A 21,053-nucleotide genomic window follows, 5' to 3' on the forward strand; every position below is an offset into this window, starting at 1 on the left:
GGCGCCGTACGCGCTCAGTCCACCTGCCGCCCGTAAGCCGCCCGTGCTGCGGCAACCTCTGCGGCCTGGCGGACGCGCCACCTTCTCTGGGCCTCGCTGTTGCACACACGACACACCTTGCGGTAGCGGCCACTCGTGGGATCGATTTCACGCTCGTGCCCCTGGCGGCAGCGCGGCTGCTGGGTGCGTTTGCGGCAGCTTTCGGCGTGTGTCACCTGCTGCAGATGAGTGGGCTCGATGCAGTCCGGCACGCCACAAAGGTGGTGCACGTCCAAACTCGGGTCGTAGCCACCCACGAAGACGACGTAGGCCGTGACGTGGGCCCAAGCCCTCCCGCCGACCTTCTGGTACACGCCCCGCTGGCTACCGTAGCCGCAGACGATCAGGCAGCCGTCGTCTCGACGAACCGAACGATCGATGAGGTACGCCCGCAGGGTCTCCTCAGTGAAATGTCGGGACAGGCCCTTCACCTGCGACAGCATCTCACCAGGCTAGGTTAGTGCTCCGACACCTTCGACCTGCTGGTACCCGATCCGTAGGGCGCCCTGCCCTGAGCAGGGCCGCGGCGACGCAGTGGGTGCCGTAGACGTCAATCGTTGACTGCGAACCGGTCGAGGGCTCGAAGGACGTGCTCCCGCGTCTCGGCGCTGCCGAGATGCCCCGCGCTCTCGACAACGATCAACTCCGCACCGGGCCAGGCGCGGTGCAGTTCCCACGCCGTCTGCAGCGGCCCACCCAGGTCGAGTCGACCATGGATAAGGACACCTGGGACGCCGGCCAGCCGACCGGCATCGTGCAGGAGTACGCCTTCCTCCAGCCACGCCCCGTGGGAGAAGTAGTGCGCGCAGATTCTCACGAAGGCCAGCCGCGCCGCGGAAGGGCGCTCGCCGTATGGATTTGCTGCCCCACCGGTCTCTTCAGACAGCACCGCGTCCTCCCAGGCGCACCAATCGGCCGTGGCCTTCTCCCGCACGGCGGGGTCCGGATTTTCCAGAAGTCCGGCGTAGGCCGCGACGACGTCACCGTCGCGTGGTGTGCCCGGGGCCCCATTGAGGAATCGCTCCCACTGCTCGGGGAAGAACCGGCCGACGCCCCGGTAGAGCCAGTCGATCTCGGACCGCCGGGTCATCGTGACGGCCGCGATGACGATCTCGGACACCCGTCGGGGGTGCTGTTGCGCGTAGGCCAGGATGAGCGTCGAGCCCCAGGAACCGCCGTACAGCAACCAGCTGTCGATGCCCAGGTGCCCGCGCAGCCGTTCCATGTCGGCGATCAGATGCCAGGTGGTGTTGTGCCGCATGTCAGTCGTCGGGTCGCTCGCGTGCGGCGTGCTGCGGCCACAGCCACGCTGGTCGAACAGGACGATCCGGTACCGGTCCGGATTGAAGTGCCGCCGCCAGCCGGTCCCACACCCTGACCCGGGTCCGCCGTGGACGACCAGCGCAGGCTTGCCGGCCGGGCTACCACACACCTCCCAGTAGACGAGGTTGCCGTCGCCGACATCGAGCATGCCCGTCTCGTACGGCTCGATCGGCGGGTACAGCTCGCCCAAGGCCCAGACCTCCAAGAAGCAGGAATCGCCACAGTGGCACCTCTCTACAACGATGGCGCATTCACTGAAGATCAGACGCCGCGAGGAGTCGGACCGCCGCGTCGATGCTGGCCGCAGCCGCTGGCAACATCGGCAGCCGCACTCTCGGGGTCGGGATGCGGCCTTGCGCGTGCAGCACTCCCTTGATCACGGCGGGGTTGGGCTCGGCGAACAGGACGACCGCTAGTCGCGTGAGCTGATGTCCCTCGCCCGGCTCCTCGGCGTGTGACCCGTCGCGGATGTCGCGGTCGGTGCTGCGACATCATTGGTTGTCATGTTCTCCGTAGAGGAACGCGACCTGATCCGGCAGCGGCTGCTGCACCTGGCGGAACACGACCCCGCTATCGTCGCCGCCGCCATCACCGGCTCGCACGCTACCGACGATGAGGACCGTTGGTCAGACATCGATCTGGCCTTCGCGGTCAGCGACCCGCTCGACGCCGTCATGCATCGGTGGACGCGACAGATGTATCAGGACTTCGCCGCGGTCCACCACTGGGACCTGACGGCCGGGTCCGCGATCTACCGGGCATTCCTGCTTCCTCACTGCCTGGAAGTCGACCTCGCGTTCAGCCCCGAAGCCGAGTTCGGGCCGCGCGGTCCGAGTTGGCGACTCATATTCGGGCAATCCACACCACCCCCGGCTGCCACGCCGAGCGGCCAGGACGAGATGGCCGGCCTGGCATGGCACCATGCCCTGCACGCGCGGATCAGCATCGAGCGAGGCAGATACTGGCAAGCGGAGCACTGGATCAGCGCCATGCGCACCCAGACGATCGCGCTCGCCTGCCACCGTCTGGGCCTCCCCACCAGCTACGCCAAGGGCGCCCACCTACTACCCGCCGACGTCACTGAACCGCTCGAAACGACAGTGGTCCGCTCCACCGAAGAGACCGAGTTACGGCGCGCGCTCCTGGCCGCCGCAACCGCCCTGGCCGCGGAACTCACTCGTACGGACCCGAAGCTGGCCGGTCGACTACGCCCGATTCTCACCGAACTCGCCACCACCACATGACGCCCTGAAGCAGCAACCCGCGCGCCCGTCGGCGTCACCGACCCGCACGTGTCGGTGACGCCGACGGGCTTCTCAGGTGCGGACGCGGTAGTGGAGGTGGACGACACCGCTGCCGAGTCGGCGACTGTCCAGAAGCTCCAGGCCGAGGCGGGTGCCGTCGGGCAACCCGGGCTTGCCTCCGCCGGTGAGGATGGGGTGGATCAGCAGGTGGCACTCGTCGACCAGTCCGGCCCGGAATGCCTGCGCCGCGAGGTGTGCGCCCCCGATCGTGAGGTCCTTGGTGGCCGAGGTTTTCATGGCGCGTACCGAGGCGGGGTCGAAGCTCGTTTCGAGTCGAGTATTGGCGGTCGAGGTCGTGTCGAGCGTGGTGGAGTAGACGACCTTGTCCGCTGTCTGCCAGACGTCGGCGAAGTCGGCCGTGAGCTTCGACTGTGCGGCCAGGGCGGGTTCGGTCTCCCAGAGGGCCATCGACTCGTACAGGCGCCTGCCGTAGAGGTAGGTGCCCATGGGCCGGACGAGATCAGTGATCAATGAGAGGTACTCGTCGTCGGGTGGGGTCCAGTCGAAGCTGCCGTGTTCGTCCTCGATGTAACCGTCGAGGGACACGTTCGTCACGTAGATCAGCTTGGCCATTGCGCTACACCTCGATGTCGACTGCGACGGGGTGGGCATTCCGCAGCGTGGTGTCCAGTTTGGAGAAGGCCTCGTTCCAACCCTGGTCGGCGGGGCCAACCACCCGCCCCGGGAGCCACTGACGGATCTCGAGGCGCGTCCGTCCATCGGCCTCGTCGTGGAACTCGACCCGCATCCTTGTCTCGTGCGGCTCAATGCCCTCCGGCAGCTGCCCGGTGACGTGTGCGACGCCGTCGAGCAGCTCACCGTCGGCGACGTCGGTGAGATCGATGTGAACCTCGACGCGAAGGCCGGGTTGGGCCGGGAAGACCTCGGTCCACCGCTGGTAGCCGCCGGGCCGGACGTCGAAGTCCATCTCCTCGCGGGGTATTGAGTTGCCGATCGGCCCCCACCATGCCGCCAGGTGGTCCGGGTCGGTGAAAGCTCGGTAGACCAGCTCCCGTGGCGCGTCCACCACGCGTGAGATGACGATTTGCGGGTTGTCGCCGTCCATCAATTCTCCTTGTCGTGAGGCTTGCCCGGGGAGTCGGAAGTCGACGGGCCGTGGGTCGTTCGGTCCGTCGCGCGACCGACGGCCTGCACGGCCGCGAGGTGGGCGTCGAGGCGGGTGAGGGACGTGTCCCAGAACCGGCGGTAGCGCTCGATCCACTCGGCCGCTTCGCGCAACGGGGCCGCTTCGATGCGACTCATCCGCAACTTGCCCGACCGGGTGCGTGAGATGAGCCCAGCGCGCTCAAGCGCCTTCAGGTGCCGCGACACCGCCGGCATCGAGATCGGCAGCGGAGCGGTGAGCTCGGTGACCGTGGCGTCGCGGTCGGCCAGCTCGGCGAGAATCGCCCGTCGAGTCGGGTCGGCGAGCGCCGAGAACACCGCGCTGAGTTGATCGCTGCCAGACACCGAACCCTCCCGTCACTTAACCAACACGTTAAATGTAGTGCGGGATGAACGCGTGTCAACACGCCGAGACAGCGTGCTGGCATGGAATTACCGTTCCGACTGCCCGCCCGCCGTCGGGCACGGTCAGCCGACCCGCTGCGAGGACCGCTGTCGCGTTCTGACTAGGTGAGGTGCGCCCATGCCGGTAGCCAGACCTCGGTGCCGGGTGCCCGCACCCGTCGGGAGCCGAGGTGGTTGCGGAGTGCGGCCAGGGCGGGGTGCGGGTTGTCGTCGCGCCAGATCAGTGACATGGGGTAGATCGGCGCCGGGTCACGCACCGGCACGCGTCGCAGGTCGTAGCTGTCCGGCCAGAGGTACCGGGTGCGTTCGCCGGCGAGGGTCGCCAGCTCCGCGGAGTCGGCGATCTCGGCCAGCAGCGCCTCGTTGCCGAAGACCGGCCCGACCAGGTCGATGGTGAGGCCGAACGCGGCGGCGAGTTCGTCGTAGTAGTCGGCCCATTCGGTGCCGGGGGCCATGCCGGGCATCCAGATGCGGTGGTCGGCGAGTTGCGCGGGCGTGACGAATCGGGCGTTGGCGAGCGCGTGGCGGGGGCCGACGAGCAGTTCGTGGTGCTCGTCGATCACGCGCGTGGTTCTGATCGCGGCCGGCAGGTGGCGTGCGGCGACGGTGACGGCGTGGAAGGTGGCGTCGACAGTTCCCGCCTCGACGGCGGCCATCGCGGCGTGGACGTCGGCGTCAAGGGTGACGACGTCCAGCTCGATGCGGGGATGCGAGCGGTGGAAGTCCTGCAGCAGTACCGCCGGTGCGATCCGTCGGCTGTGGACGTCGACGCGCAGTGCCCGTCGGCCGGGGCGTACGGAGGCGTCGGCGCGGGCCTCGGCCCGGAGCAGTTCACGGGCGTGCGGTAGGAAGGTCTGACCGTCGACGGTGAGATGCGTGCCGCGCGCCGTGCGGGTGAACAGGCGTACCCCGAGGTCTTTCTCCAGGGCGGCGATGCGCTTGGAGACGGCCTGCTGGGTGATCGACAGCGCGGCGGCGGCGTCCTGGAACTGGCCGGCGTCGACGGCGGCGACGAAGGTGCGTACGGCGTCGAGATTCACCCGGCAACCCTACTGACACAACGTCTGGTTGTGGCTCGCCCCGGAGTCGGTTGTTTGATCCTTGGTAACCGGCATTGCTTTGATTCCCACGGTCAACGTCGAGTTGTTGAAGCGGGAGGTGTGGGCTTGTCGGCGAGGCGGTCACTGGGACGGCGGTTCGGCTGGTTGTGGGCGTCGTACGCGGTCAGCGCCTACGGCTCGGGGCTGGGGTTCGGGGCGTTGCCGTTGATCGCCGTGCTGGTGTTGCAGGCCAGCCCCGCCCAGGTGTCCGTGTTGGCCGCGCTGGGGCCGGCGGTGGGCGCGCTGCTCGCCCTGCCGCTCGGGCCGTGGGTGGAGTTCCACCGCAAACGGCAGGTGATGATCGCGATGGATCTGGCCCGGTTCGCGGTCCTGCTGACGATCCCCGTCGCGTACGCCCTCGGCCGACTCAGCTTCGGGCAGTTGCTGGTCGTCTCGGCCGTGGTCGCCACCGCAAAGATCGCCTTCAACGCGGCCAGCGGCGCCTTCCTCAAGGCCCTCGTCCGGCCGGATGACCTGTTGGTGGCGAACGCGCGGTTCGAGTCGACGACCTGGAGCTCGATCGCGCTCGGGCCACCGCTGGGCGGCGCGGCGGTCGGCCTGTTCGGGCCGGTCGTCACCATCGTGGCCGACGCGCTCAGCTACCTGCTCTCGGCGCTGGGCATCACGGCCATTCGCGGCCACGAGGACCGCCCCCGGCGCACCTGCGCAGGCCGGGTCCGGGCCGGTGAGCTGCTCGACGGCTGGCGGCATCTGCTCACCCACCGCGGCCTGCGGGCGCTCTACCTCAACCAGTTGCTCGTCGGTGGACTGATCATGGCCACCGAGCCACTGCTGGCCGTACTCCTGCTCGGCGAGCTGGGTTTTCCGCCCTGGCAGTACGGCCTCGCGTTCGCCGTGCCCTGCGTCGGCGGGCTCATCGGGTCACGCCTGGCCCGTCGGGTGGTGGCGCGGCACGGCCAACACCGGATCATCCGTACCGTGGGCACGCTTCGCGCGATCTGGCTGATCGGCCTCGCATTTGTCCAGCCCGGCGTGGTCGGTCTCGCCACGGTGATCGCCGTCGAGTTCGCGATCATCATCAGCATGAGCCTGTACAACCCGGTGCTCGCCACCTACCGCCTGGAACAGACTCCGAAGGATCGCGTCGTCCGTACCCTCTCGGCCTGGTCGATCGGCAGCAGCGCGACCATCGCCATCCTCAGCGCGCTCGGTGGGCTGCTCGCGGAAGTCACCAGCCCTCGCACGGCGATCGCGGTCGCGGGGGTGGTGATCCTCGCGAGCCCGCTACTGCTGCCCGGGCGCCCGGAGACCGACCGACCGGCACCGGAGCGCCCCGCTCACGTCTCTACGATCGCGTGATGATCCAGCCGAGCTACCCGATCCGGACCGCACGGCTCGCCCTGCGCCCGGTCACGATCGACGACCTCGACGACGTGTACGCGTTTCAGCGCCGACCCGACGTCGTGCGCTGGGTGCTCGGTGCCGAGCCGCGTACCCGTGAGCAGTCACGGGCGTCGGTGCTCGCCATGGCGGGCGAGGACGCGTGGCGCGCTGAGGGTGACTGCCTGACGGTGGCCGCGGTCACCGATGCCGGGGTGATCGGGATCGTGGAGTTGGTGTGGCGCAGCCAGCTCGACCGTACCGCCGAACTGGGGTTTGTCTTCCACCCCGACCACGGTGGCCGCGGGTTGGCGACGGAGGCCGCCACCGCGTTGTTGGCCTGGGGCTTCGACGAGTTCGGGCTGCACCGGGTCTACGGTCGCTGCCACTGTCGCAACGGTGCGTCGGCCCGGCTGATGGGGCGACTCGGCATGCGGCAGGAGGCGCGCCATGTCGAGAGTTACAGGTTCAAGGGGGAGTGGGCCGACCAGCTCGTCTTCGCGATCCTGGCGCAGGAGTGGCAGACCCGCACGCCACCGTCGTGATCGTGTACGACGGCGACGTGCGGGCCGGTTGGTTCCTCAGACCTGACGGCCGAGCCACTCCCGGTAGGAGGTGGGCGCGATGACGGCGTCGTCGCCGGCGATGAGGACATCGCCGGACATGGCGGCGAACATGCCGGCGCCGTTGTCGGTGGTCACGGTGCGCTGGTCACCGCGGGCGGCGAGAGTGATCCGCCCCAACTCGTCGAGGGCGAAGACGTCGGGCCCGGCGACGTTGCGGACGCCCTGCAGCGGCGCGCCCATGGTCACCTCGGCGACGGCCTGCGCCACGTCGGCGGCGGCCATCGGCTGCACCGGCGTGCTGGGCAGGCGGACGGTGGTGTCGTCGGCCGTCCAGGACAGGATCGCCTCGACGAACTCGAAGAACTGGGTGGCGCGGACGATCGAGTACGGGACGGGACCGGCCTTGAGGATGTTCTCCTGAAGGACCTTGGCCCGGTAGTAGTCCAGGTCGGGCACCTGGTCGACGCCGACGATGGAGAGGATCACCGCGTGGCCGACGCCCGCGCGAGCGGCGGCGGTCAGCAGGTTGTCCATTGTCGTCTGGAAGAAGGCGGGCGAGGCCTCGTCGAAGGTCGGCGAGTTCGTCAGGTTGACGACGACCTCGGCGCCGACGAGCCCGTCGGACAGCCCCTGCCCGGTGAGCAGGTCCACCCCGGTGGACGGCGAGAGTGGCACCGCCTCGTGGCCCGCGGCCTGCAAGATCTTGACGACCTGTGACCCGATGAGGCCGGTCCCGCCCAGTACGGCGATCTTCATGCCCATACACCTTCCCGTGACTGTGTGGTCGTTTGTCCGGCTGCCGAAACGCTCGCCGATACTCGGACCTCTCATGTCCGAGAACTATACTCGGACACATTCAGTCCGAGTATCGGGAGGGCTGCCGCTCTTCTCAGGCGCCGGCGCCGCCGTCGACCGGCACGATCGCGCCGGTCACCATCGAGGCCCGGTCGCTGAGCAGCCAGGCGGCCGCCTCGGCGACCTCGCGGGGCTCGGCCATCCGGCCGAGCGGGGTCGCCGCGCTGCTGGCCTCGATGACGCCGGGGCTGGTCGCCTCCCACTCCTGCATCATCTCGGTGAGGGTGCCACCGGGGGTGAGGCCGTTGACCCGGATGCCGTCGGATGCCCAGGTCACCGCAGCGGTCTCGGTGATGCTGTTGAGCGCGCGCTTCATGGCACCGTAGGCGGGCAGGGCGGGGTTCGCGCGGCGGCTGCCGATGCTGGAGGTGTTGACGATTGCCCCGCCGCCGGTGCGACGCATCAGCGCGGCCTCGGCGTTCATGGCGGTCCAGTGGGCGAGGAAGTTGACAGCGAATTGTTCCTCGATGTCCTCGTCGCTTGTGGTGTCGAGCGGGCCGACCTGCCGCTGGACGACCCCGCCGTTGTTGAAGGCGCCATCGAGCCGCCCGTGCAGTTGCTCGACCCGGTCGACGGCGGCACGGATGCTCGCCCGGTCGGCCAGGTCCAGGGCGACCGCGTCGGCGACGCCGCCGCCGGCCCGGATCTCGGTCACGATGATGTCCAGGGCGGTGGTGTTGCGGGCGGCGAGCACGACGGCCGCGCCCTCCGAGGCGAAGAGCCGGGCGGCGGCCGCGCCGATGCCGCGGCTGGCGCCGGTGATGAGAACGACCTTGCCGGTGAGCAGGCCGCCGGGGGTGTTGTCGGTGCTGGGCGTGTTGTCCGTCATGACCAAATCATTCGACAGGATCTCGACCGGATTCAGGCACAGGCTGTACCAGGATCCGCCGGCGCGACGTGCGCATACTTGGCGCATGGACAAGCAGGAACTCGGGGCGTTCCTGCGCAGCCGCCGCGAGCGGCTGCGCCCGCAGGACGTCGGCCTCCCGTCCGGCCCGCGACGCCGGACGCCAGGTCTTCGCCGCGAGGAAGTGGCGGTCCTCGCGCATATCTCCACGGAGTACTACGTCCGACTCGAACAGGGCAGGGCACCACGGCCGTCGGGTGACGTACTGGCCGGAATCGCCAGCGCGCTGCGGCTCACCGACGCCGAGTCCGGCCACCTCCACGTCCTGGCGGGCACCGCGCCGCGCCGTACCGGACTGCACCGGCGCGACGTCCGCCCCAGCGTCCTTGCCCTGCTCCAGCGGCTGCCGCAAACGGCCGGCTTCGTGATGTCCGCCGCGTTCGAGGTCCTCGCCTGGAACGACCTCGCCGCCGCGCTCATGGAGGACTTCTTCCCGCTCACCCCCCAAGACCGCAACCTCGCCCGCCGAGCCTTCCCCGGGCCGCAGCACGATGCGAGGCTGTACGGGGTCTCCGACGCCGCCGAGTTCCGGCTCAGCGTCGTGATGCAACTCCACGCCACCCTCGCCCGCTACCCGACGGATCCCGCGATCACCGGTCTCGTCGACGACCTCCGCACCACGAGCGCCGACTTCAGCCGGCTCTGGGAACAACGCGACGTGCAGGCCCCGCCGATGCTCACCAAGACCTTCCGGCACCCGACCGTCGGGGAGGTCACCGTCGACTGCGACACACTCACCCTCACCGACCGTGACCAGTACCTTGTGCTCTTCACCGCACCGCCGGGATCCCCGGGCGCCGCGGCGCTGGCCCTTCTGAACGTCCTGGGAGCGCAGGCCAGCAACTATGTCCGGTAACGCCACGGCGTACAAGATCCACTTACGGCGGGTGTTGGCCCTTACCTCGGCCGCACCCCGACTACTGTGACGTCATGAAGATGTCCGGCGGGGTCGAGTGGGCGCTGCACTGCTGCGTGGTGCTCACGGCCAGCAACACGCCCGTTCCGGCGGCCAAGCTGGCGGAACTGCACGACGTCTCCAGCAGCTACCTCGCCAAGCAGCTCCAGGCGCTGGCCCGCGCCGGCCTGATCCACTCCATGCAGGGCAAGTCGGGCGGCTACGTGCTGACCCGCGCGCCGGAGAGCATCACCCTGCTCGACGTGGTCCGGGCCATCGACGGGCCCGGCCCGTCCTTCGTCTGCACGGAGATCCGCCAGCGCGGCCCCTTCGCGACCCCGGCCGCCTCCTGCACCACCCCGTGTCCGGTGTCCCGCGCCATGTGGGCGGCCGAGGACGCGTGGCACCAGGCGCTCGCCGCGGTCACGATCGCCGATCTCGCCCGCGACGTCGACGCCAACTCCGGCCCCGAGGCCCTGGTCGGCATCCAGGCCTGGCTGACCGGCGGAGCCTGACCCGACCCGGCAGACCTGGGCGGGCACGGTCAGCCGGTGTGGCGTACCTCGGTGTCCCAGATCTGCGCCCATGGACGCCGCAGCCCCCGGCACACGTGGATCGGGCCGCCGTTCTCGTCGTTCTCCACCTCGACCCGCTGGTCCACCCGCCCGGCGAGCGTGCACTGCTCGAACCAGGTGTTCAGCTGGTCGGGGCGCTCCCAGCCGACGGCGATGACCACGTCCGCGTCGGCGGGCGGCCGACCGAAGTCGACCATGCTGTTGTGCCCGGAGTACGCCCGGGGCAGACCACGGGCCGGCCCGTAGCGGGCCACCGCACCGGCCTCGCCGTAGTTGCCGGTCAGGACGACCGCCCGCGAACGCTCCTGCGGTGGCAGTCCGCGATGGACGGCGGCGAGTGAGTCGGTGAACTCCGGCCAACCGATCGTCTCGCCGGCGTCGTAGTTGACGTCGACCACGAAACCGGGCAGCCGGTCGGCCGGTAGCACCGGCAGCAGCAGCACGACGTTGGGCAGCAGGAACGGCACCACGCCCAACGCGAGCAACCCCCGACGCCACCAGGCCGACCCGCGCGAGGCCCACGCCACGGTGACCAACGCGCCGGCGGCGGTGAGGACCAGCAACAGCGGCGCGTCGTAGTAGCCCTTGCCGCCGGCGATCAGCACGATGCCGACAACCACAAGCCACGCCCAGCCCACCGCCCGGTAGGCCCGCCACGCCGGCCGGCGCAGCAGCGCGACGAGGCCAGCGATCCAGATTGGTACGGCGTACGGGCTGATGATGACGAAATGGAGGGCGAACGCCTCGAACCGACCACTGTAGGAGCTGTCGCCGCCGGAGATGGACCCGGCAACACCGAGCTGCGGGAAACCGTTGGTCGCCTGCCAGATCAGGTTCGGCGCGGCCAGTAGCACGAGGATCCCGGCGGCGACGAGCACCCACCGATCGCGCAGCAGCCGACGCGGCCCGGCGATGAGCACCCCGGCGACCAGGCCCACGGCCAGCAGCGCCGGCAGCAGCTTGCTGAGCATGCCCACACCGAGCGCCAGCCCGATCCCCAGCGCCCAGCGGCTGTCACCGGTGCGCAGCAACCGCACCGCACACCACGCCGCGACCAACCAGACCAGCAGGTCGACAGTGGTGGTGCTGAGCAGATGACCACTGGCGAGCACGATGCCGGAGAGCGCGGCGAGCACCGCCGCGAAGAGCTGCCCGCCCCGGCCGGCACCCAACTCGCGGGCGATGGCGGCGACCAGCAGCACCGCGCCGCCGGCCAGCAACGCCGACGGGGTACGCAGCACCACCAGGTTGCCCGGCGCGATCGCGTCGAGCAGCCGGGCCAGCGCCGGGACCAGTGGCCCCTGATCGACGTAGCCCCAGTCGAGGTGCCGGCCGGCGAGCAGGAAGTACAGCTCGTCGCGGTGATAGCCGTAACGGCCGGCGAGAAGCAGGAGCGTCACGGTGGTCGCGGCGGCCACCAGCCAGGGGCCACGGGCACGAACGCCAGGCTCCGGCGGCCGCCCCGACGGCGGCGACTGGGTCGGCTGGTGAGGTCGGTCGATCTCGATCGCGGGCTCGCTCACCCGCTCATGATGACCGGCGGCGTCGCCGCGTGGGTGCCTCAGCGGCGTTCGGCACTGTCCCGAATGCGGGTGGCCGAGGCGGGTGCGAAGATCAGCTTTGTCACTCGGACCGAAAGGACGATATGCGCTATCGCACTCTGGGCAACACCGGCACCGTGGTGTCCACCCTGTGTCTGGGCACGATGACCTTCGGCGCGGAGACCGACGAGGCTGGCAGCTTCGCCCAACTGGACCGCTTCGTCGAGGCCGGCGGCACGTTCGTCGACACCGCTGACGTCTACTCCGCCGGTGTCTCGGAGGACATCGTCGGGCGCTGGCTGCGCAGCCGACCCGACCTGCGTGACCGCCTGGTGATCGCCACCAAGGGGCGGTTCCCGATGGGTCCGGGGGCGAACGATGCCGGCCTGTCCCGGGTTCATCTCACCCGCGCCCTGGACGCCAGCCTGCGGCGGCTCGGCGTCGAGGCCATCGACCTGTACCAGGCGCACGCCTGGGATCCGCTGACCCCGCTGCCGGAGACCCTGCGGTTCTTCGACGACGCGGTCAGCGCCGGCAAGATCCGCTACGCGGGGGTCAGCAACTTCACCGGCTGGCAGTTGCAGAAGGCCGCCCTGCTCACCCAGCACCTCAACCTCACCCCGATCGTGACCCTGCAACCGCAGTACAACCTGCTGGCCCGGGAGATCGAGTTCGAGTTGGTGCCGGTCTGCGAGAACGAGGGCATCGGCATCCTGCCGTGGTCACCGCTGGGCGGCGGTTGGCTGACCGGCAAGTACCAGCGCGACAGCACGCCCACCGGCGCGACGCGGCTCGGCGAGAACCCGCAACGCGGCGTCGAGGCGTACGCGGGTCGCAACGCCGAGGAGCGGACCTGGCGGGTGCTCGACGCGGTCCGCCAGATCGCCGGGGAACAAGGCGCGTCCATGTCGGCGGTGGCGCTGGCCTGGCTGGCGGCCCGACCGGCGGTCACCTCGGTGATCCTCGGCGCGCGTACCACCGAGCAGCTCGACGACAACCTGACCGCCGCAGACCTGGTCCTCGACGCCGAGCAGATGCGGCTGCTGGACGAGGTGAGCGCTCCGCTGGTGGGCGACTACCCGTACGGCGGCGCGGGTGTACGCCAGCGCGCCCGCGACCTACCGACCGGGTCATGACGTCGTTCCCCGAGCCCACCAACCCGGCGGGCAGCCGCAGCGAGGTCTTCCTGGGCTACCTGGACTACTTCCGCGATTCCGTGATCGACAAGGTGTCGGCGCTGAACGAGCCGGAGCTGCGGCGCAGCCGGCTGCCGACCGGGTGGACCCCACTGGAGCTGCTGAAACACCTGCAATACGTTGAGCTGCGCTGGATCGGTTGGGGTTTCCAGGGCCGGGACGTCGCCGACCCGTGGGGCGACCGCCGCGACGACCGCTGGTACGTCGCGCCCGACGAGACCCGCGCGGATCTGGTGGCGGCGCTGCGAGCGCAGGGCGCGCACACCACGGCCGTGGTGACGGCACACGACCTGGCCGAGATCGGTGCGCCGGGCCCGCGGTGGAGAGGCGCGGACCCGGCGTCGCTGGAGCGGGTGCTGTTACACCTGGTGCAGGAGTACGCCCGCCACCTGGGCCACCTCGACGTGGTCGCCGAACTCGCGGACGGCCCGACCGGAGAGTGAGGCCGTCGGCCCGATAGTGGGTTGATGCCGCTGCTCGTCACCCCCGTGGCTTCGTTGCGTTGCTGATCACGAAGGTGGTGCCGTTGTTGTCCTGCTTGACCACCAGGTAGGGATGCGATTCGGGTGGCGCGAGGACCGCGCCGACTGAGGGAAGGTGGCGCATCTCGCCAGTCGGGCAGTGCACCACCAGATCTTGGACAGTTTCCGTTAGGCCGTAACGGAAACTGTCCAAGATCTGCGCGGAGTAGCGGTTGGTCGGGACGGTTACCTGGCTGTAGCGGCCAATGCGCGGGGGCCGGTCTCGAACGGCTCATCCGGCAGCGACACCAACAGCGGCCGCTCGATCGCGAACAGCTTCGAGGGCCGCGGCGGCATCGGCGTGCGCGGTGGCTTCAGAGGAGCGGATTCCATGAAGTTCCTTCTCACGTCGTCGGGCCTCAGTAACCCGAGCATCTCCGACGCGCTCGTCGACCTGCTAGGCAAGCCGATCGCCGAGTCCACAGCGCTGTTCATCCCCACCGGCATCTACCCCTTCCCCGGCGGAGGCGAGAGAGCGTGGAAGGCGATCCACGGCCAGGCTCCGATCCCGCTGACCCAGCTCGGTTGGAAATCCCTGGGGATGTTGGAGCTCACCGCGCTGCCGACCATTCGAGAAGAGAACTCGGTCCCCGCGGTCCGGGAGGCCGATGCCCTCCTCGTCTGGGGCGGCGACGTGCTGTACCTGACCTACTGGCTGCGCCAGTCGGGCCTGGCCGACCTCCTTCCGTCGCTGAGCGAGACGGTCTATGTGGGGGTCAGCGCCGGGAGCATCGCGGTCACCCCGTACAACTGCGACGCCGAATTCGACATTGGATTCGTCCCTGACGGCAGCGACATGGCGCAGGGCGCCGACCGGGGCGCTCGGGCTGGTGGATTTCACGCTGTACCCCCCCCACCTCAATCATCCCGACCTGATCAGCCCCTGACCGAGACGTCCCTTCAGCCGAGCCAGCCCTACACCGGGCGATCTGAGCACCCGATCTACTCGATGGTCGGCGCGGATAGCGTCGCGCCATTGGCGTCGGCGCGGCGCATCGTCCGCGGCAGTCGCAGCGCGACGACGCCGGTGGCCACCAGGCCGCCGACGCCCGCGACTATCAGGGTCACCGGGGCGGAGGTGGCGTCCAGCAGGACACCACCGGCCAGGTAGGACGTCGCGGCGGCGACCCCGATCGCACCGTACAGATTTCCGAAGACCCTGCCGAGCATGCCCGCCGGCACCGTACGTTGCAGCAGCGTGCTGGAGGCGACGTCCATGGCCGCCAACCCGAACCCACGGACGGCCTGCAGGGCGATCGCGGCGGCGACGGCCCAGGCGAACCCGGTCAGCAGGTTGCCGACACTGCTGACAGCGAAGCCCACGATCAGCAGCAGCGGCATCGACGCCCTGGTGCCCCACCTGGACAACATGGCGTAACCGGCCACGAGTCCGACCCCGACCGCCCCCAGCAGAAGCCCGACCGCCGAGTCACCGACGTGAAAGGTCTTTTGGGCCAGCAGCACCAGCGCCACGTCGTCGACCCCGTTGAAGGCGACCACCGCAGTGAAGCCAAGGAAGATCACCCGCACCGTCGGAACACTCAACAGATAACCGATGCCCGCTCTGGCCTGTCGCAGCAGGGACGGCTGGCGCCCGTCGCCGGCTGCCGCCGGAAGTGAGGGGAGCGTCGCGAGCAGCACGGCCGAGACAAGGAACGACACGGCGTCGACGAGCAGCACACCACGCAGTCCGACCAACGGGAACAGGGCCGCGGCGAGGAGGGGGCCGACCGCCTCTGCCCCGTTCGAGCCGAACCCGAGGGTGGAGTTGGCGGTCTCCAGGTCACGGTCGCCGACAAGTGCGGGCACCGCCGCCCGAGACGCCGGTTGAAAAAGCTGCGAGGCGGTGGCGCGAATCGCGACGAGGGCCAGCAGCACCGGCAGCGAAGGCATCGTCAGCACGATGACCAGCAGGACCGCCGCTTGGATGAGTTCGCAGACGACCATCAACCGCCGGAGATTGAGCCGATCAGCGAGGGCGCCGGTGAAGGGACCCAACAGGGATGGAGCAAAATCTCCGACAAGGAGCAGCAGCGCGACTGCCAGCCCCTTACCCGTCGTCTCGGCGACGTGGAACATCAGCGCGACAAGGCTGAGTGAATCGCCCGCGTACGAGACGAGCCTTGCCGAGAAGAGGGCTCGGAATGGCCTGTTGCGGCGAAGTAGCTGGGTAGGACGCAACGGCGCAGCGTCTGCCGTGGCGGACGCTGCGCCGGACATCTGGATCTCCCATTACGGCACCGTTCACCGACCAGCCTGTGGGTGAAGGTAGTCGTCAGAGGGTCGGTGAGCGCGGTATTTATGGTTGCCAGGGAATTGACTCAGGGAGCGACCGAGACGTTGGTGGGGGTTCCGTTGGCGTCGGTGACCCGTACGTCGGTGGCGGTCGCGGGCAGGAGCGCCGCGTTGCGGCCGGCGTCCTGCCACTGGCCGTCGCCGACCCGATAGCTCAGCGCCGACCCCTCAGCCGCGACGAGAACGCCCTGGTTGTCGGGCAGTCGTAGCCGCACGGGCAGGGGTGCCGACCAGTCCGCGGTCGTGCTCGCCACCGCCTCGAACGGAAGGTATTTGCCGGCGACTAGCGCGATGACGCGGGACGGTTCGTCGTCGTACTGGACAGTTTCCAGGAGGAGCCGCCGGCCGTCGGGGATTGCCCCGTAGACCCACAGGCGGGGAGAGCCGTCGTGCGTGTGCGCTCCGGCGGTGTCGAGGTATCCGGCGAGGGCTTCGGTTGGCGCGATCACTTCCTTGGCAGCCGGGTCCATACCCCAGACCTGTTCCGCGCCGGGCAACGTGTGGCGAATCAACGGCGGCGCAGGTCGGTCCTTGTTGCCGGGGAACAGGACCTCGCTCGTGCCCTCGATCGGCATCGCGTTCCGCTGTTCAACGGGAGTCCGGGAGAGCGCGATGGTGAGCTTCGTTCGCTGTGGCGGCACCGACAACACCGCCGCACCGTCTCGGAACGCCACCGGCTCGAAGGTCCGCTCGATCTTGCCATCGGGCGCATAGCGCAGTTGCGGGGAGAACTCCACAGGTTGCCCGGGGTCGAGCACAAGAAGCACGTCGCGCTGCGGTCCCAGCAGTACCGCCTGCTCGACGCCGTCTGTTCCGGTATCGGTGACCTGCGTCAGGGTGCCGACGCGCGGCCCGTCGGCCGTGGGTTTGACGAACCCCATCGTCATGCCGTGCGCGCTACGTTGGGCGACGTAGGCGGCCGGCCCAGCAGGCGTTCGTCCTGCCCACACGACGTTCGGCTCGCCGCGCGGCCGATCATCGGCCTGCTCGGTGCCGCGCTGCCACGCCGCGCGGACCTGCCGCAGGTACCCTTCGTCGGCGGCCAGATCACCGCGAGTGGGCTCGTCCAGCAGCGGTGAAGCGATCTGTGGATCTCCGGCGTTGCCGGGCAGGTCGAGGACGCCGGCCACGGGCACCGCCACCACGGCCGCGCAGACCGCCGCCAACACGGCCCGTCGGCGCACCACCCGACGCCGCCCGCCCCGACGCACCTCAGCGAGCAGGCCCGGTGGGCTGACCAGGTCATCGGTCGCGCGATGCAGGATGCCGCGCACGTCACTGTCGTTCATGGTCATCGCGAACTCCCGGTTCCAGTGGTGGGCATGACGAGACTCGATCCGGCCAGTACCTCTCGCAGCCGAGCCAACCCACGGGAGGCGTGACTCTTCACCGCACCCTCGGAGCAGCCCATCGCCGCCGCGACGTCGACGACCGGCAGGTCCTCCAGGTAACGGAGCACGACAGCGGCCCGCTGCCGAGCCGGCAGCGCCCGCAGCGCCCCGACGACCAACTCGCGAACCGCCACCGCCTCGGCGTGGTCCCGGGCAACCCCGTCGTGGTCGCCCAGCGACTGTTCCGGACGCCGGGCACGCCAGCGCCACCGGTTGATCGACCGATTGACCAGCGCACGTCGCGCGTACGCCTCCGGGCTGCTCTGCACCCGACGCCAGCGCACATACATCTGCTCCAGCACCTCCTGAAGCAGGTCCTCGGCAGCGTGCCGGTCCCCGGTCAGCAGGAAGGCAACGCGCAACAGCACCCCCGACCGTGTGCGGACGAAGTCGTCGAACTCCGCTCCACGCGAATCCCTCATCTGACCTCCTGGCCTCGTCAACCAGCAAGACACCACGTCGGCTCGCGGGGTTTACCGGGCAGGATGACTGCTTTCAGTAGGGGCAGGTACGGCCGTCGCGCACCATCTGCGCGTACTCGGCGCCGGTGATGCGCAGCCGTTCGGTCTTGGTGCCGTCCTTGGCCCGACAGTCGTTCACCGAGTTGAGGTAGGACCAGGTGTGGGCCGCGTCGTCCGCGCGTCCGGTCACCTCGAACGGGTTGTCGCCGGGTGCCGAAATCACCATTGTCTGGCGTCGTCCGTCGGCCAGGTAGTCCAACTCCAGTCGCAGCCTCAGCGGCTTTCCGCCCAGCCGACGAAACGCGGGGTCAGGTCGGGCAACGCGATGCCCGGGTTGAGCTTGGTGAGATCGGCGGCGGCTTCCTCCTGGACCTTTGCCAGGTGGATCAACAGGCCCGGCCGATCCTCACGGTACTGGCCGAGGAGGCGTAGTTTCGCCGCCGAGCACGGCCACAGGATGCCGCAGACCGGGCAGCGCCACGACGGCCGCAACGGGGAGTGCTTCGGACGCTCGGCCCTGAGATCGCCGCTCCATACCTCGTTCTGCACAGCTTCTCCTCCTCGTCGCAGCACCGTCTACACCGCACTTTGCCGGGGTTGCTGGACAAACACACAGCGTTAACTAATCTCTTCAGAGCAGCGGATTTGTTCCAGGGGAGGGACGGCATGAACCACGCATTTGTCGCGGCGATGGCCGCGGCGGGCCACACCGCCGAGAGCCTCGCGGGTCGGCTCGGCGTGCATCCGAAGACCGTCGCCAGGTGGGCGAACCCGGGGCACATTCCCCAGAGCCGACACCGTGCGACGGTGGCCGGGCTGTTGGCGAAGGACGCCGACGCGCTGTGGCCGGACGTGGTCCGTCGCCGTGAGCCGGTGTGGTTCCGGCCGTGGGTCGACCTCGAACGTGAGGCCGTGACGCTGCGGTCGTTCCAACTCGCGTGGGTGCCTGGACTGCTGCAGACCGAGGCGTACGCGCGGGCGACCCTGGCCGGTGGGGTGCTGACACCGGAGGCGGTCGCCGAGTTCGCCGAGGCACGGATCAGCCGGCAGGCGATTCTCGGTCACAGCGGCGGACCACTGCTGATCGCCGTGCTCGACGAGGGAGTGTTGCGGCGACGCGTCGGCGACGACCGCGCGTTGATGGCGGTGCAACTCGCCCGCCTGCTCGGGCACGCCGAGACGGGCACCGTGCAGCTGCACATCGTCCCGGCGGATGCGCCCAGCTACCCCGGGCTCGACGGCCCGTTCACCATCGCCGACATGCCGGACGGGTCGAGGGTCGCGCACGTCGACAGCGCGGCACAGGCGCAGATCCTCGATCAAACGTCGGATCTTGTTAGCCTGGAGCGACGGTGGGAGCGTATTCGCGGCGAGGCCCTGCCCCGAGGGCGTTCGTTGGAACTTCTCAGAGAAGCGGCAGCATCATGGACATGACCGGTGCGCGGTGGCGGAAGAGCACGAAGAGCGGCGGCAACGGTGGTGACTGCGTCGAGGTTGCCGACAACCTTCCGGGCGTGGTCCTGGTTCGCGACACGAAGGACCGCGACGGCGGCACGCTGACGTTCAGCCCACAGTCGTGGCGGGGCTTCGTCGCGATGGCCCGCGACGCCGGCTGACCGACCACTTAGTCCGAAAGGCTCCCGGCACCGGCCGGGAGCCTTTCGCGTGGACCGGGTAGGAATCCCACCACCCTTCAAAGAGAGCCCGAACGTCAGCCACCACCCCGACCTTCGTCAGGTCCGCCGTAGCGGGTCGCTGGTGAACCAGCGCTGCATCGACCGTTCAGTCGTCTGTGGCTGACGATCGGCCACTTCCATGGGCGCGTGCCCAGTCATTACGGCTACGAAGTACGGGTGACCAACGAGATAACCATTCCTCTGCTGCCCTGCGCGTCTATCGACGACATCGTCGCCTTCTACGAGGTGCTCGGTTTCCACACCACTTACCAGCAGCGCAAGCCCTACCCCTGCGTCGGATTGCAACGTGAGGATCTAAACCTGCAGTTCTTCGAGATCGCGGGGTTCGATCCCGCGCAGTCCTACGGTTCGTGTCTCGTGCTGACCTCGGACACGGGGCAGCTGTACCGGGCTTTCGCGGCGGGAATGCGCGCCGCGTACGGCAAGGTGTTGGTCTCCGGGACGCCACGGATGACCAGGCCCCGGGCGCGGAAGAACGCCGACGGGCTGAGCGGCTTCAGCCTCATCGATCCAGGCGGCAACTGGATCCGCGTCTTCCAGAACGCCCCGGCCACCCCCGCGTCGGCGCCGACTGGGCGGCTGGGCAAGGCGATGGCGAACGCCGTCGTGCAGTCCGACTCCAGAGGGGACGCCCGGCAGGCCGCTCGGATTCTTGACAGCGCGTTGGCCCACCCCGAGGCAGATGACGACCCGGTCGCGTTGGTGGAGGTGCTCGTCTACCGCGCCGAGGTGGCGATGGTCCTGAACGATCCGGCCACGGCGGTCGAGATGCTGGCCCGTCTTGACCGTGTCGCTTTGAGCGTGGACGACGCGACCCGGGCCGCTGCCGCGTATGAGGCCGCTACCGACCTTGCGGCAGCGCTGTCCTCGGCGCCGCATTCAGCCGACACCGCGCCCTGAGCGGGCCGAAAACGCCTGGCGGCCCGCGTACCCCTGATGGAAGGGTGACCGGCGTGACTGTGCATGCGCTGGCCGGAGCCCTGGCCGACGACGGACGGCGACGGATCTTCGCGGCGATCGTGCTGGGTGCGACAAGCGCGAGCGAGGTCGCCGCGCGGGCCGGCCTGCCGGCGCGGGTGGTGTTCACCGGGGTCCGCCGGCTCACCGATGCGGGCCTCGTGACCGGCGCGGACGGCGCGCTCGCGGCCGACGACGTGTCGCTGCGGGTGGCCGCGCGCGACAGCCGCCCGGCCGACGACGCCGACCCGGCCGACGACCCGGTGCTGCGGACCTTCCTGCGGGGCGACGTCCTGGTGGGCCTGCCGGCGCAGCGAGGCCGACGGCGGGTCCTGCTGGCGCACATCGCCGAGCAGTCGTTCGAGCCGGGCACCCGCTATCCGGAGCGGGCCGTCGACGACGCGCTCAAGCCGTGGTGCGCCGCAGGAGGGTCGGATCACGCGACGCTGCGCCGGTACCTGATCGACGAGCAGTTGCTCACCCGTGAGCACGGCGTCTACCAGCGCCCTGATCGTTCGCCGCGCGAATCGTCCCGTCGCGGAGGATCTTGCTAGCCTCG

Annotated in this window: 26 protein-coding genes and 1 pseudogene; 12 read left to right on the plus strand and 15 right to left on the minus strand. The window is 69.5% G+C overall.

Annotated features, from left to right (window positions below; translation table 11 throughout):
- Positions 1–14: 14 nt before the first annotated feature.
- Together IW248_RS09425 and pip are read right to left on the minus strand one after the other, a co-directional pair.
- Positions 15–482, minus strand: a complete 468-nt coding sequence (locus IW248_RS09425; RefSeq protein ID WP_124816729.1) for an HNH endonuclease — start codon at positions 480–482, stop codon at positions 15–17.
- Between the two features lie 107 nt (positions 483–589).
- Complete coding sequence (gene pip / locus IW248_RS09430) at positions 590–1,552, minus strand: prolyl aminopeptidase (protein WP_231396246.1); 963 nt, start codon at positions 1,550–1,552, stop codon at positions 590–592.
- A gap of 313 nt (positions 1,553–1,865) precedes the next feature.
- Between pip and IW248_RS09435 the strand changes: the two genes are divergently transcribed.
- Positions 1,866–2,606: a nucleotidyltransferase domain-containing protein gene (locus IW248_RS09435; RefSeq protein ID WP_196926636.1), complete on the plus strand. Its 741-nt coding sequence runs from the start codon at positions 1,866–1,868 to the stop codon at positions 2,604–2,606.
- Between the two features lie 72 nt (positions 2,607–2,678).
- Here the strand turns inward: IW248_RS09435 and IW248_RS09440 are convergent, their stop codons facing one another.
- The 4 genes from IW248_RS09440 to IW248_RS32985 all read right to left on the minus strand — a co-directional run bounded on the left by IW248_RS09440 (position 2,679) and on the right by IW248_RS32985 (position 5,236).
- Positions 2,679–3,239, minus strand: coding sequence for a dihydrofolate reductase family protein (locus IW248_RS09440; RefSeq protein ID WP_196926637.1), 561 nt, complete (start codon positions 3,237–3,239; stop codon positions 2,679–2,681).
- A 4-nt stretch (positions 3,240–3,243) separates the two neighbouring features.
- Positions 3,244–3,732 carry an SRPBCC domain-containing protein gene (locus IW248_RS09445; RefSeq protein WP_196926638.1) on the minus strand — a complete coding sequence of 163 codons (489 nt, stop codon included), beginning with the start codon at positions 3,730–3,732 and terminating at the stop codon, positions 3,244–3,246.
- Positions 3,732–4,136: an ArsR/SmtB family transcription factor gene (locus IW248_RS09450; protein WP_196926639.1), complete on the minus strand. Its 405-nt coding sequence runs from the start codon at positions 4,134–4,136 to the stop codon at positions 3,732–3,734. The genes IW248_RS09445 and IW248_RS09450 overlap by 1 nt, the downstream gene beginning before the upstream one ends.
- A gap of 161 nt (positions 4,137–4,297) precedes the next feature.
- On the minus strand, positions 4,298–5,236 hold the full coding sequence (locus IW248_RS32985; RefSeq protein ID WP_196926640.1) for a LysR family transcriptional regulator: 939 nt from the start codon (positions 5,234–5,236) through the stop codon (positions 4,298–4,300).
- Between the two features lie 126 nt (positions 5,237–5,362).
- Between IW248_RS32985 and IW248_RS09460 the strand changes: the two genes are divergently transcribed.
- Positions 5,363–6,616: an MFS transporter gene (locus tag IW248_RS09460; RefSeq protein ID WP_231396247.1), complete on the plus strand. Its 1,254-nt coding sequence runs from the start codon at positions 5,363–5,365 to the stop codon at positions 6,614–6,616.
- Complete coding sequence (locus tag IW248_RS09465) at positions 6,616–7,182, plus strand: GNAT family N-acetyltransferase (protein WP_196926641.1); 567 nt, start codon at positions 6,616–6,618, stop codon at positions 7,180–7,182. Before IW248_RS09460 ends, IW248_RS09465 begins: the two co-directional genes overlap by 1 nt.
- A gap of 36 nt (positions 7,183–7,218) precedes the next feature.
- Here the strand turns inward: IW248_RS09465 and IW248_RS09470 are convergent, their stop codons facing one another.
- Positions 7,219–7,959 (minus strand): SDR family oxidoreductase, encoded by a 741-nt coding sequence (locus IW248_RS09470; protein ID WP_196926642.1) that lies wholly within the window; start codon positions 7,957–7,959, stop codon positions 7,219–7,221.
- A 133-nt stretch (positions 7,960–8,092) separates the two neighbouring features.
- Positions 8,093–8,887, minus strand: coding sequence for an SDR family NAD(P)-dependent oxidoreductase (locus IW248_RS09475; RefSeq protein WP_196926643.1), 795 nt, complete (start codon positions 8,885–8,887; stop codon positions 8,093–8,095).
- A gap of 85 nt (positions 8,888–8,972) precedes the next feature.
- On the opposite strand from IW248_RS09475, the gene IW248_RS09480 reads away from it, so the two are divergent.
- Both IW248_RS09480 and IW248_RS09485 read left to right on the plus strand, forming a co-directional pair.
- Positions 8,973–9,821: a helix-turn-helix transcriptional regulator gene (locus IW248_RS09480; RefSeq protein WP_196926644.1), complete on the plus strand. Its 849-nt coding sequence runs from the start codon at positions 8,973–8,975 to the stop codon at positions 9,819–9,821.
- Between the two features lie 74 nt (positions 9,822–9,895).
- Entirely contained in the window at positions 9,896–10,375 is a 480-nt protein-coding gene (locus tag IW248_RS09485; RefSeq protein ID WP_196926645.1) for an RrF2 family transcriptional regulator, read from the plus strand.
- 29 nt (positions 10,376–10,404) lie between these two features.
- Here IW248_RS09485 and IW248_RS09490 read toward each other — a convergent pair whose 3' ends face one another.
- The gene (locus IW248_RS09490) at positions 10,405–11,958 is read right to left on the minus strand and encodes an ArnT family glycosyltransferase (RefSeq protein WP_196926646.1); all 1,554 of its coding nucleotides are present in this window, start codon (positions 11,956–11,958) and stop codon (positions 10,405–10,407) included.
- Positions 11,959–12,080: 122 nt separating this feature from the next.
- Here IW248_RS09490 and IW248_RS09495 point away from each other — a divergent pair, with 122 nt between their 5' ends.
- Together IW248_RS09495 and IW248_RS09500 are read left to right on the plus strand one after the other, a co-directional pair.
- Positions 12,081–13,112, plus strand: a complete 1,032-nt coding sequence (locus tag IW248_RS09495; protein WP_231396248.1) for an aldo/keto reductase — start codon at positions 12,081–12,083, stop codon at positions 13,110–13,112.
- Positions 13,109–13,615: a DinB family protein gene (locus tag IW248_RS09500; protein WP_196926647.1), complete on the plus strand. Its 507-nt coding sequence runs from the start codon at positions 13,109–13,111 to the stop codon at positions 13,613–13,615. The genes IW248_RS09495 and IW248_RS09500 overlap by 4 nt, the downstream gene beginning before the upstream one ends.
- Before the next feature lie 37 nt (positions 13,616–13,652).
- Here the strand turns inward: IW248_RS09500 and IW248_RS33490 are convergent, their stop codons facing one another.
- Positions 13,653–13,778, minus strand: coding sequence for a hypothetical protein (locus IW248_RS33490; RefSeq protein WP_269155063.1), 126 nt, complete (start codon positions 13,776–13,778; stop codon positions 13,653–13,655).
- 246 nt (positions 13,779–14,024) lie between these two features.
- On the opposite strand from IW248_RS33490, the gene IW248_RS32995 reads away from it, so the two are divergent.
- Positions 14,025–14,804, plus strand: a complete 780-nt coding sequence (locus tag IW248_RS32995) for a Type 1 glutamine amidotransferase-like domain-containing protein (RefSeq protein ID WP_231396249.1) — start codon at positions 14,025–14,027, stop codon at positions 14,802–14,804.
- Here the strand turns inward: IW248_RS32995 and IW248_RS09510 are convergent.
- The 5 genes and pseudogenes from IW248_RS09510 to IW248_RS09530 form a co-directional block, all read right to left on the minus strand.
- Positions 14,738–15,913, minus strand: a pseudogene (locus tag IW248_RS09510) (MFS transporter); the annotation flags it as partial. The gene IW248_RS32995 and the pseudogene IW248_RS09510 sit on opposite strands and share 67 nt — an antisense overlap.
- A 101-nt stretch (positions 15,914–16,014) precedes the next feature.
- Positions 16,015–17,283: a hypothetical protein gene (locus IW248_RS09515; RefSeq protein ID WP_196926649.1), complete on the minus strand. Its 1,269-nt coding sequence runs from the start codon at positions 17,281–17,283 to the stop codon at positions 16,015–16,017.
- Positions 17,280–17,801: a SigE family RNA polymerase sigma factor gene (locus IW248_RS09520; protein ID WP_196926650.1), complete on the minus strand. Its 522-nt coding sequence runs from the start codon at positions 17,799–17,801 to the stop codon at positions 17,280–17,282. The genes IW248_RS09515 and IW248_RS09520 overlap by 4 nt, the downstream gene beginning before the upstream one ends.
- A gap of 73 nt (positions 17,802–17,874) precedes the next feature.
- Positions 17,875–18,066: a hypothetical protein gene (locus IW248_RS09525; protein WP_196926651.1), complete on the minus strand. Its 192-nt coding sequence runs from the start codon at positions 18,064–18,066 to the stop codon at positions 17,875–17,877.
- Positions 18,067–18,113: 47 nt separating this feature from the next.
- Positions 18,114–18,389 (minus strand): flavin reductase, encoded by a 276-nt coding sequence (locus tag IW248_RS09530; protein ID WP_196926652.1) that lies wholly within the window; start codon positions 18,387–18,389, stop codon positions 18,114–18,116.
- Between the two features lie 117 nt (positions 18,390–18,506).
- Between IW248_RS09530 and IW248_RS09535 the strand changes: the two genes are divergently transcribed.
- From IW248_RS09535 to IW248_RS09550, 4 genes are all read left to right on the plus strand, one after another.
- Positions 18,507–19,274, plus strand: a complete 768-nt coding sequence (locus IW248_RS09535; RefSeq protein WP_196926653.1) for a DUF5753 domain-containing protein — start codon at positions 18,507–18,509, stop codon at positions 19,272–19,274.
- On the plus strand, positions 19,265–19,456 hold the full coding sequence (locus IW248_RS09540) for a DUF397 domain-containing protein (RefSeq protein WP_112679871.1): 192 nt from the start codon (positions 19,265–19,267) through the stop codon (positions 19,454–19,456). Before IW248_RS09535 ends, IW248_RS09540 begins: the two co-directional genes overlap by 10 nt.
- A gap of 237 nt (positions 19,457–19,693) precedes the next feature.
- Complete coding sequence (locus IW248_RS09545; protein WP_196926654.1) at positions 19,694–20,437, plus strand: DUF8817 family protein; 744 nt, start codon at positions 19,694–19,696, stop codon at positions 20,435–20,437.
- A gap of 53 nt (positions 20,438–20,490) precedes the next feature.
- Positions 20,491–21,048 carry a DUF2087 domain-containing protein gene (locus IW248_RS09550; protein ID WP_196926655.1) on the plus strand — a complete coding sequence of 186 codons (558 nt, stop codon included), beginning with the start codon at positions 20,491–20,493 and terminating at the stop codon, positions 21,046–21,048.
- Positions 21,049–21,053 lie beyond the last annotated feature (5 nt).

Origin of the sequence: Micromonospora ureilytica, from assembly GCF_015751765.1 — a bacterium.
In the GTDB taxonomy this organism is placed as follows: Bacteria; Actinomycetota; Actinomycetes; order Mycobacteriales; family Micromonosporaceae; genus Micromonospora; species Micromonospora ureilytica.

What these genes read in the sequence shown, in the direction of transcription:
- IW248_RS09535 (WP_196926653.1), top strand. Translation starts at nt 18,507, where the DNA reads ATGAACCACGCATTTGTCGCGGCGATGGCCGCGGCGGGCCACACCGCC.
- IW248_RS09515 (WP_196926649.1), bottom strand. Translation starts at nt 17,283, where the DNA reads ATGACCATGAACGACAGTGACGTGCGCGGCATCCTGCATCGCGCGACC.
- IW248_RS09520 (WP_196926650.1), bottom strand. Translation starts at nt 17,801, where the DNA reads ATGAGGGATTCGCGTGGAGCGGAGTTCGACGACTTCGTCCGCACACGG.
- IW248_RS33490 (WP_269155063.1), bottom strand. Translation starts at nt 13,778, where the DNA reads ATGCGCCACCTTCCCTCAGTCGGCGCGGTCCTCGCGCCACCCGAATCG.
- IW248_RS09540 (WP_112679871.1), top strand. Translation starts at nt 19,265, where the DNA reads ATGGACATGACCGGTGCGCGGTGGCGGAAGAGCACGAAGAGCGGCGGC.
- IW248_RS09485 (WP_196926645.1), top strand. Translation starts at nt 9,896, where the DNA reads ATGAAGATGTCCGGCGGGGTCGAGTGGGCGCTGCACTGCTGCGTGGTG.
- IW248_RS32995 (WP_231396249.1), top strand. Translation starts at nt 14,025, where the DNA reads ATGAAGTTCCTTCTCACGTCGTCGGGCCTCAGTAACCCGAGCATCTCC.
- IW248_RS09500 (WP_196926647.1), top strand. Translation starts at nt 13,109, where the DNA reads ATGACGTCGTTCCCCGAGCCCACCAACCCGGCGGGCAGCCGCAGCGAG.
- IW248_RS09495 (WP_231396248.1), top strand. Translation starts at nt 12,081, where the DNA reads ATGCGCTATCGCACTCTGGGCAACACCGGCACCGTGGTGTCCACCCTG.
- IW248_RS09465 (WP_196926641.1), top strand. Translation starts at nt 6,616, where the DNA reads ATGATCCAGCCGAGCTACCCGATCCGGACCGCACGGCTCGCCCTGCGC.
- IW248_RS09435 (WP_196926636.1), top strand. Translation starts at nt 1,866, where the DNA reads ATGTTCTCCGTAGAGGAACGCGACCTGATCCGGCAGCGGCTGCTGCAC.
- IW248_RS09480 (WP_196926644.1), top strand. Translation starts at nt 8,973, where the DNA reads ATGGACAAGCAGGAACTCGGGGCGTTCCTGCGCAGCCGCCGCGAGCGG.
- IW248_RS09525 (WP_196926651.1), bottom strand. Translation starts at nt 18,066, where the DNA reads ATGGTGATTTCGGCACCCGGCGACAACCCGTTCGAGGTGACCGGACGC.
- IW248_RS09440 (WP_196926637.1), bottom strand. Translation starts at nt 3,239, where the DNA reads ATGGCCAAGCTGATCTACGTGACGAACGTGTCCCTCGACGGTTACATC.
- IW248_RS09425 (WP_124816729.1), bottom strand. Translation starts at nt 482, where the DNA reads ATGCTGTCGCAGGTGAAGGGCCTGTCCCGACATTTCACTGAGGAGACC.
- IW248_RS09445 (WP_196926638.1), bottom strand. Translation starts at nt 3,732, where the DNA reads ATGGACGGCGACAACCCGCAAATCGTCATCTCACGCGTGGTGGACGCG.
- IW248_RS09475 (WP_196926643.1), bottom strand. Translation starts at nt 8,887, where the DNA reads ATGACGGACAACACGCCCAGCACCGACAACACCCCCGGCGGCCTGCTC.
- IW248_RS09470 (WP_196926642.1), bottom strand. Translation starts at nt 7,959, where the DNA reads ATGAAGATCGCCGTACTGGGCGGGACCGGCCTCATCGGGTCACAGGTC.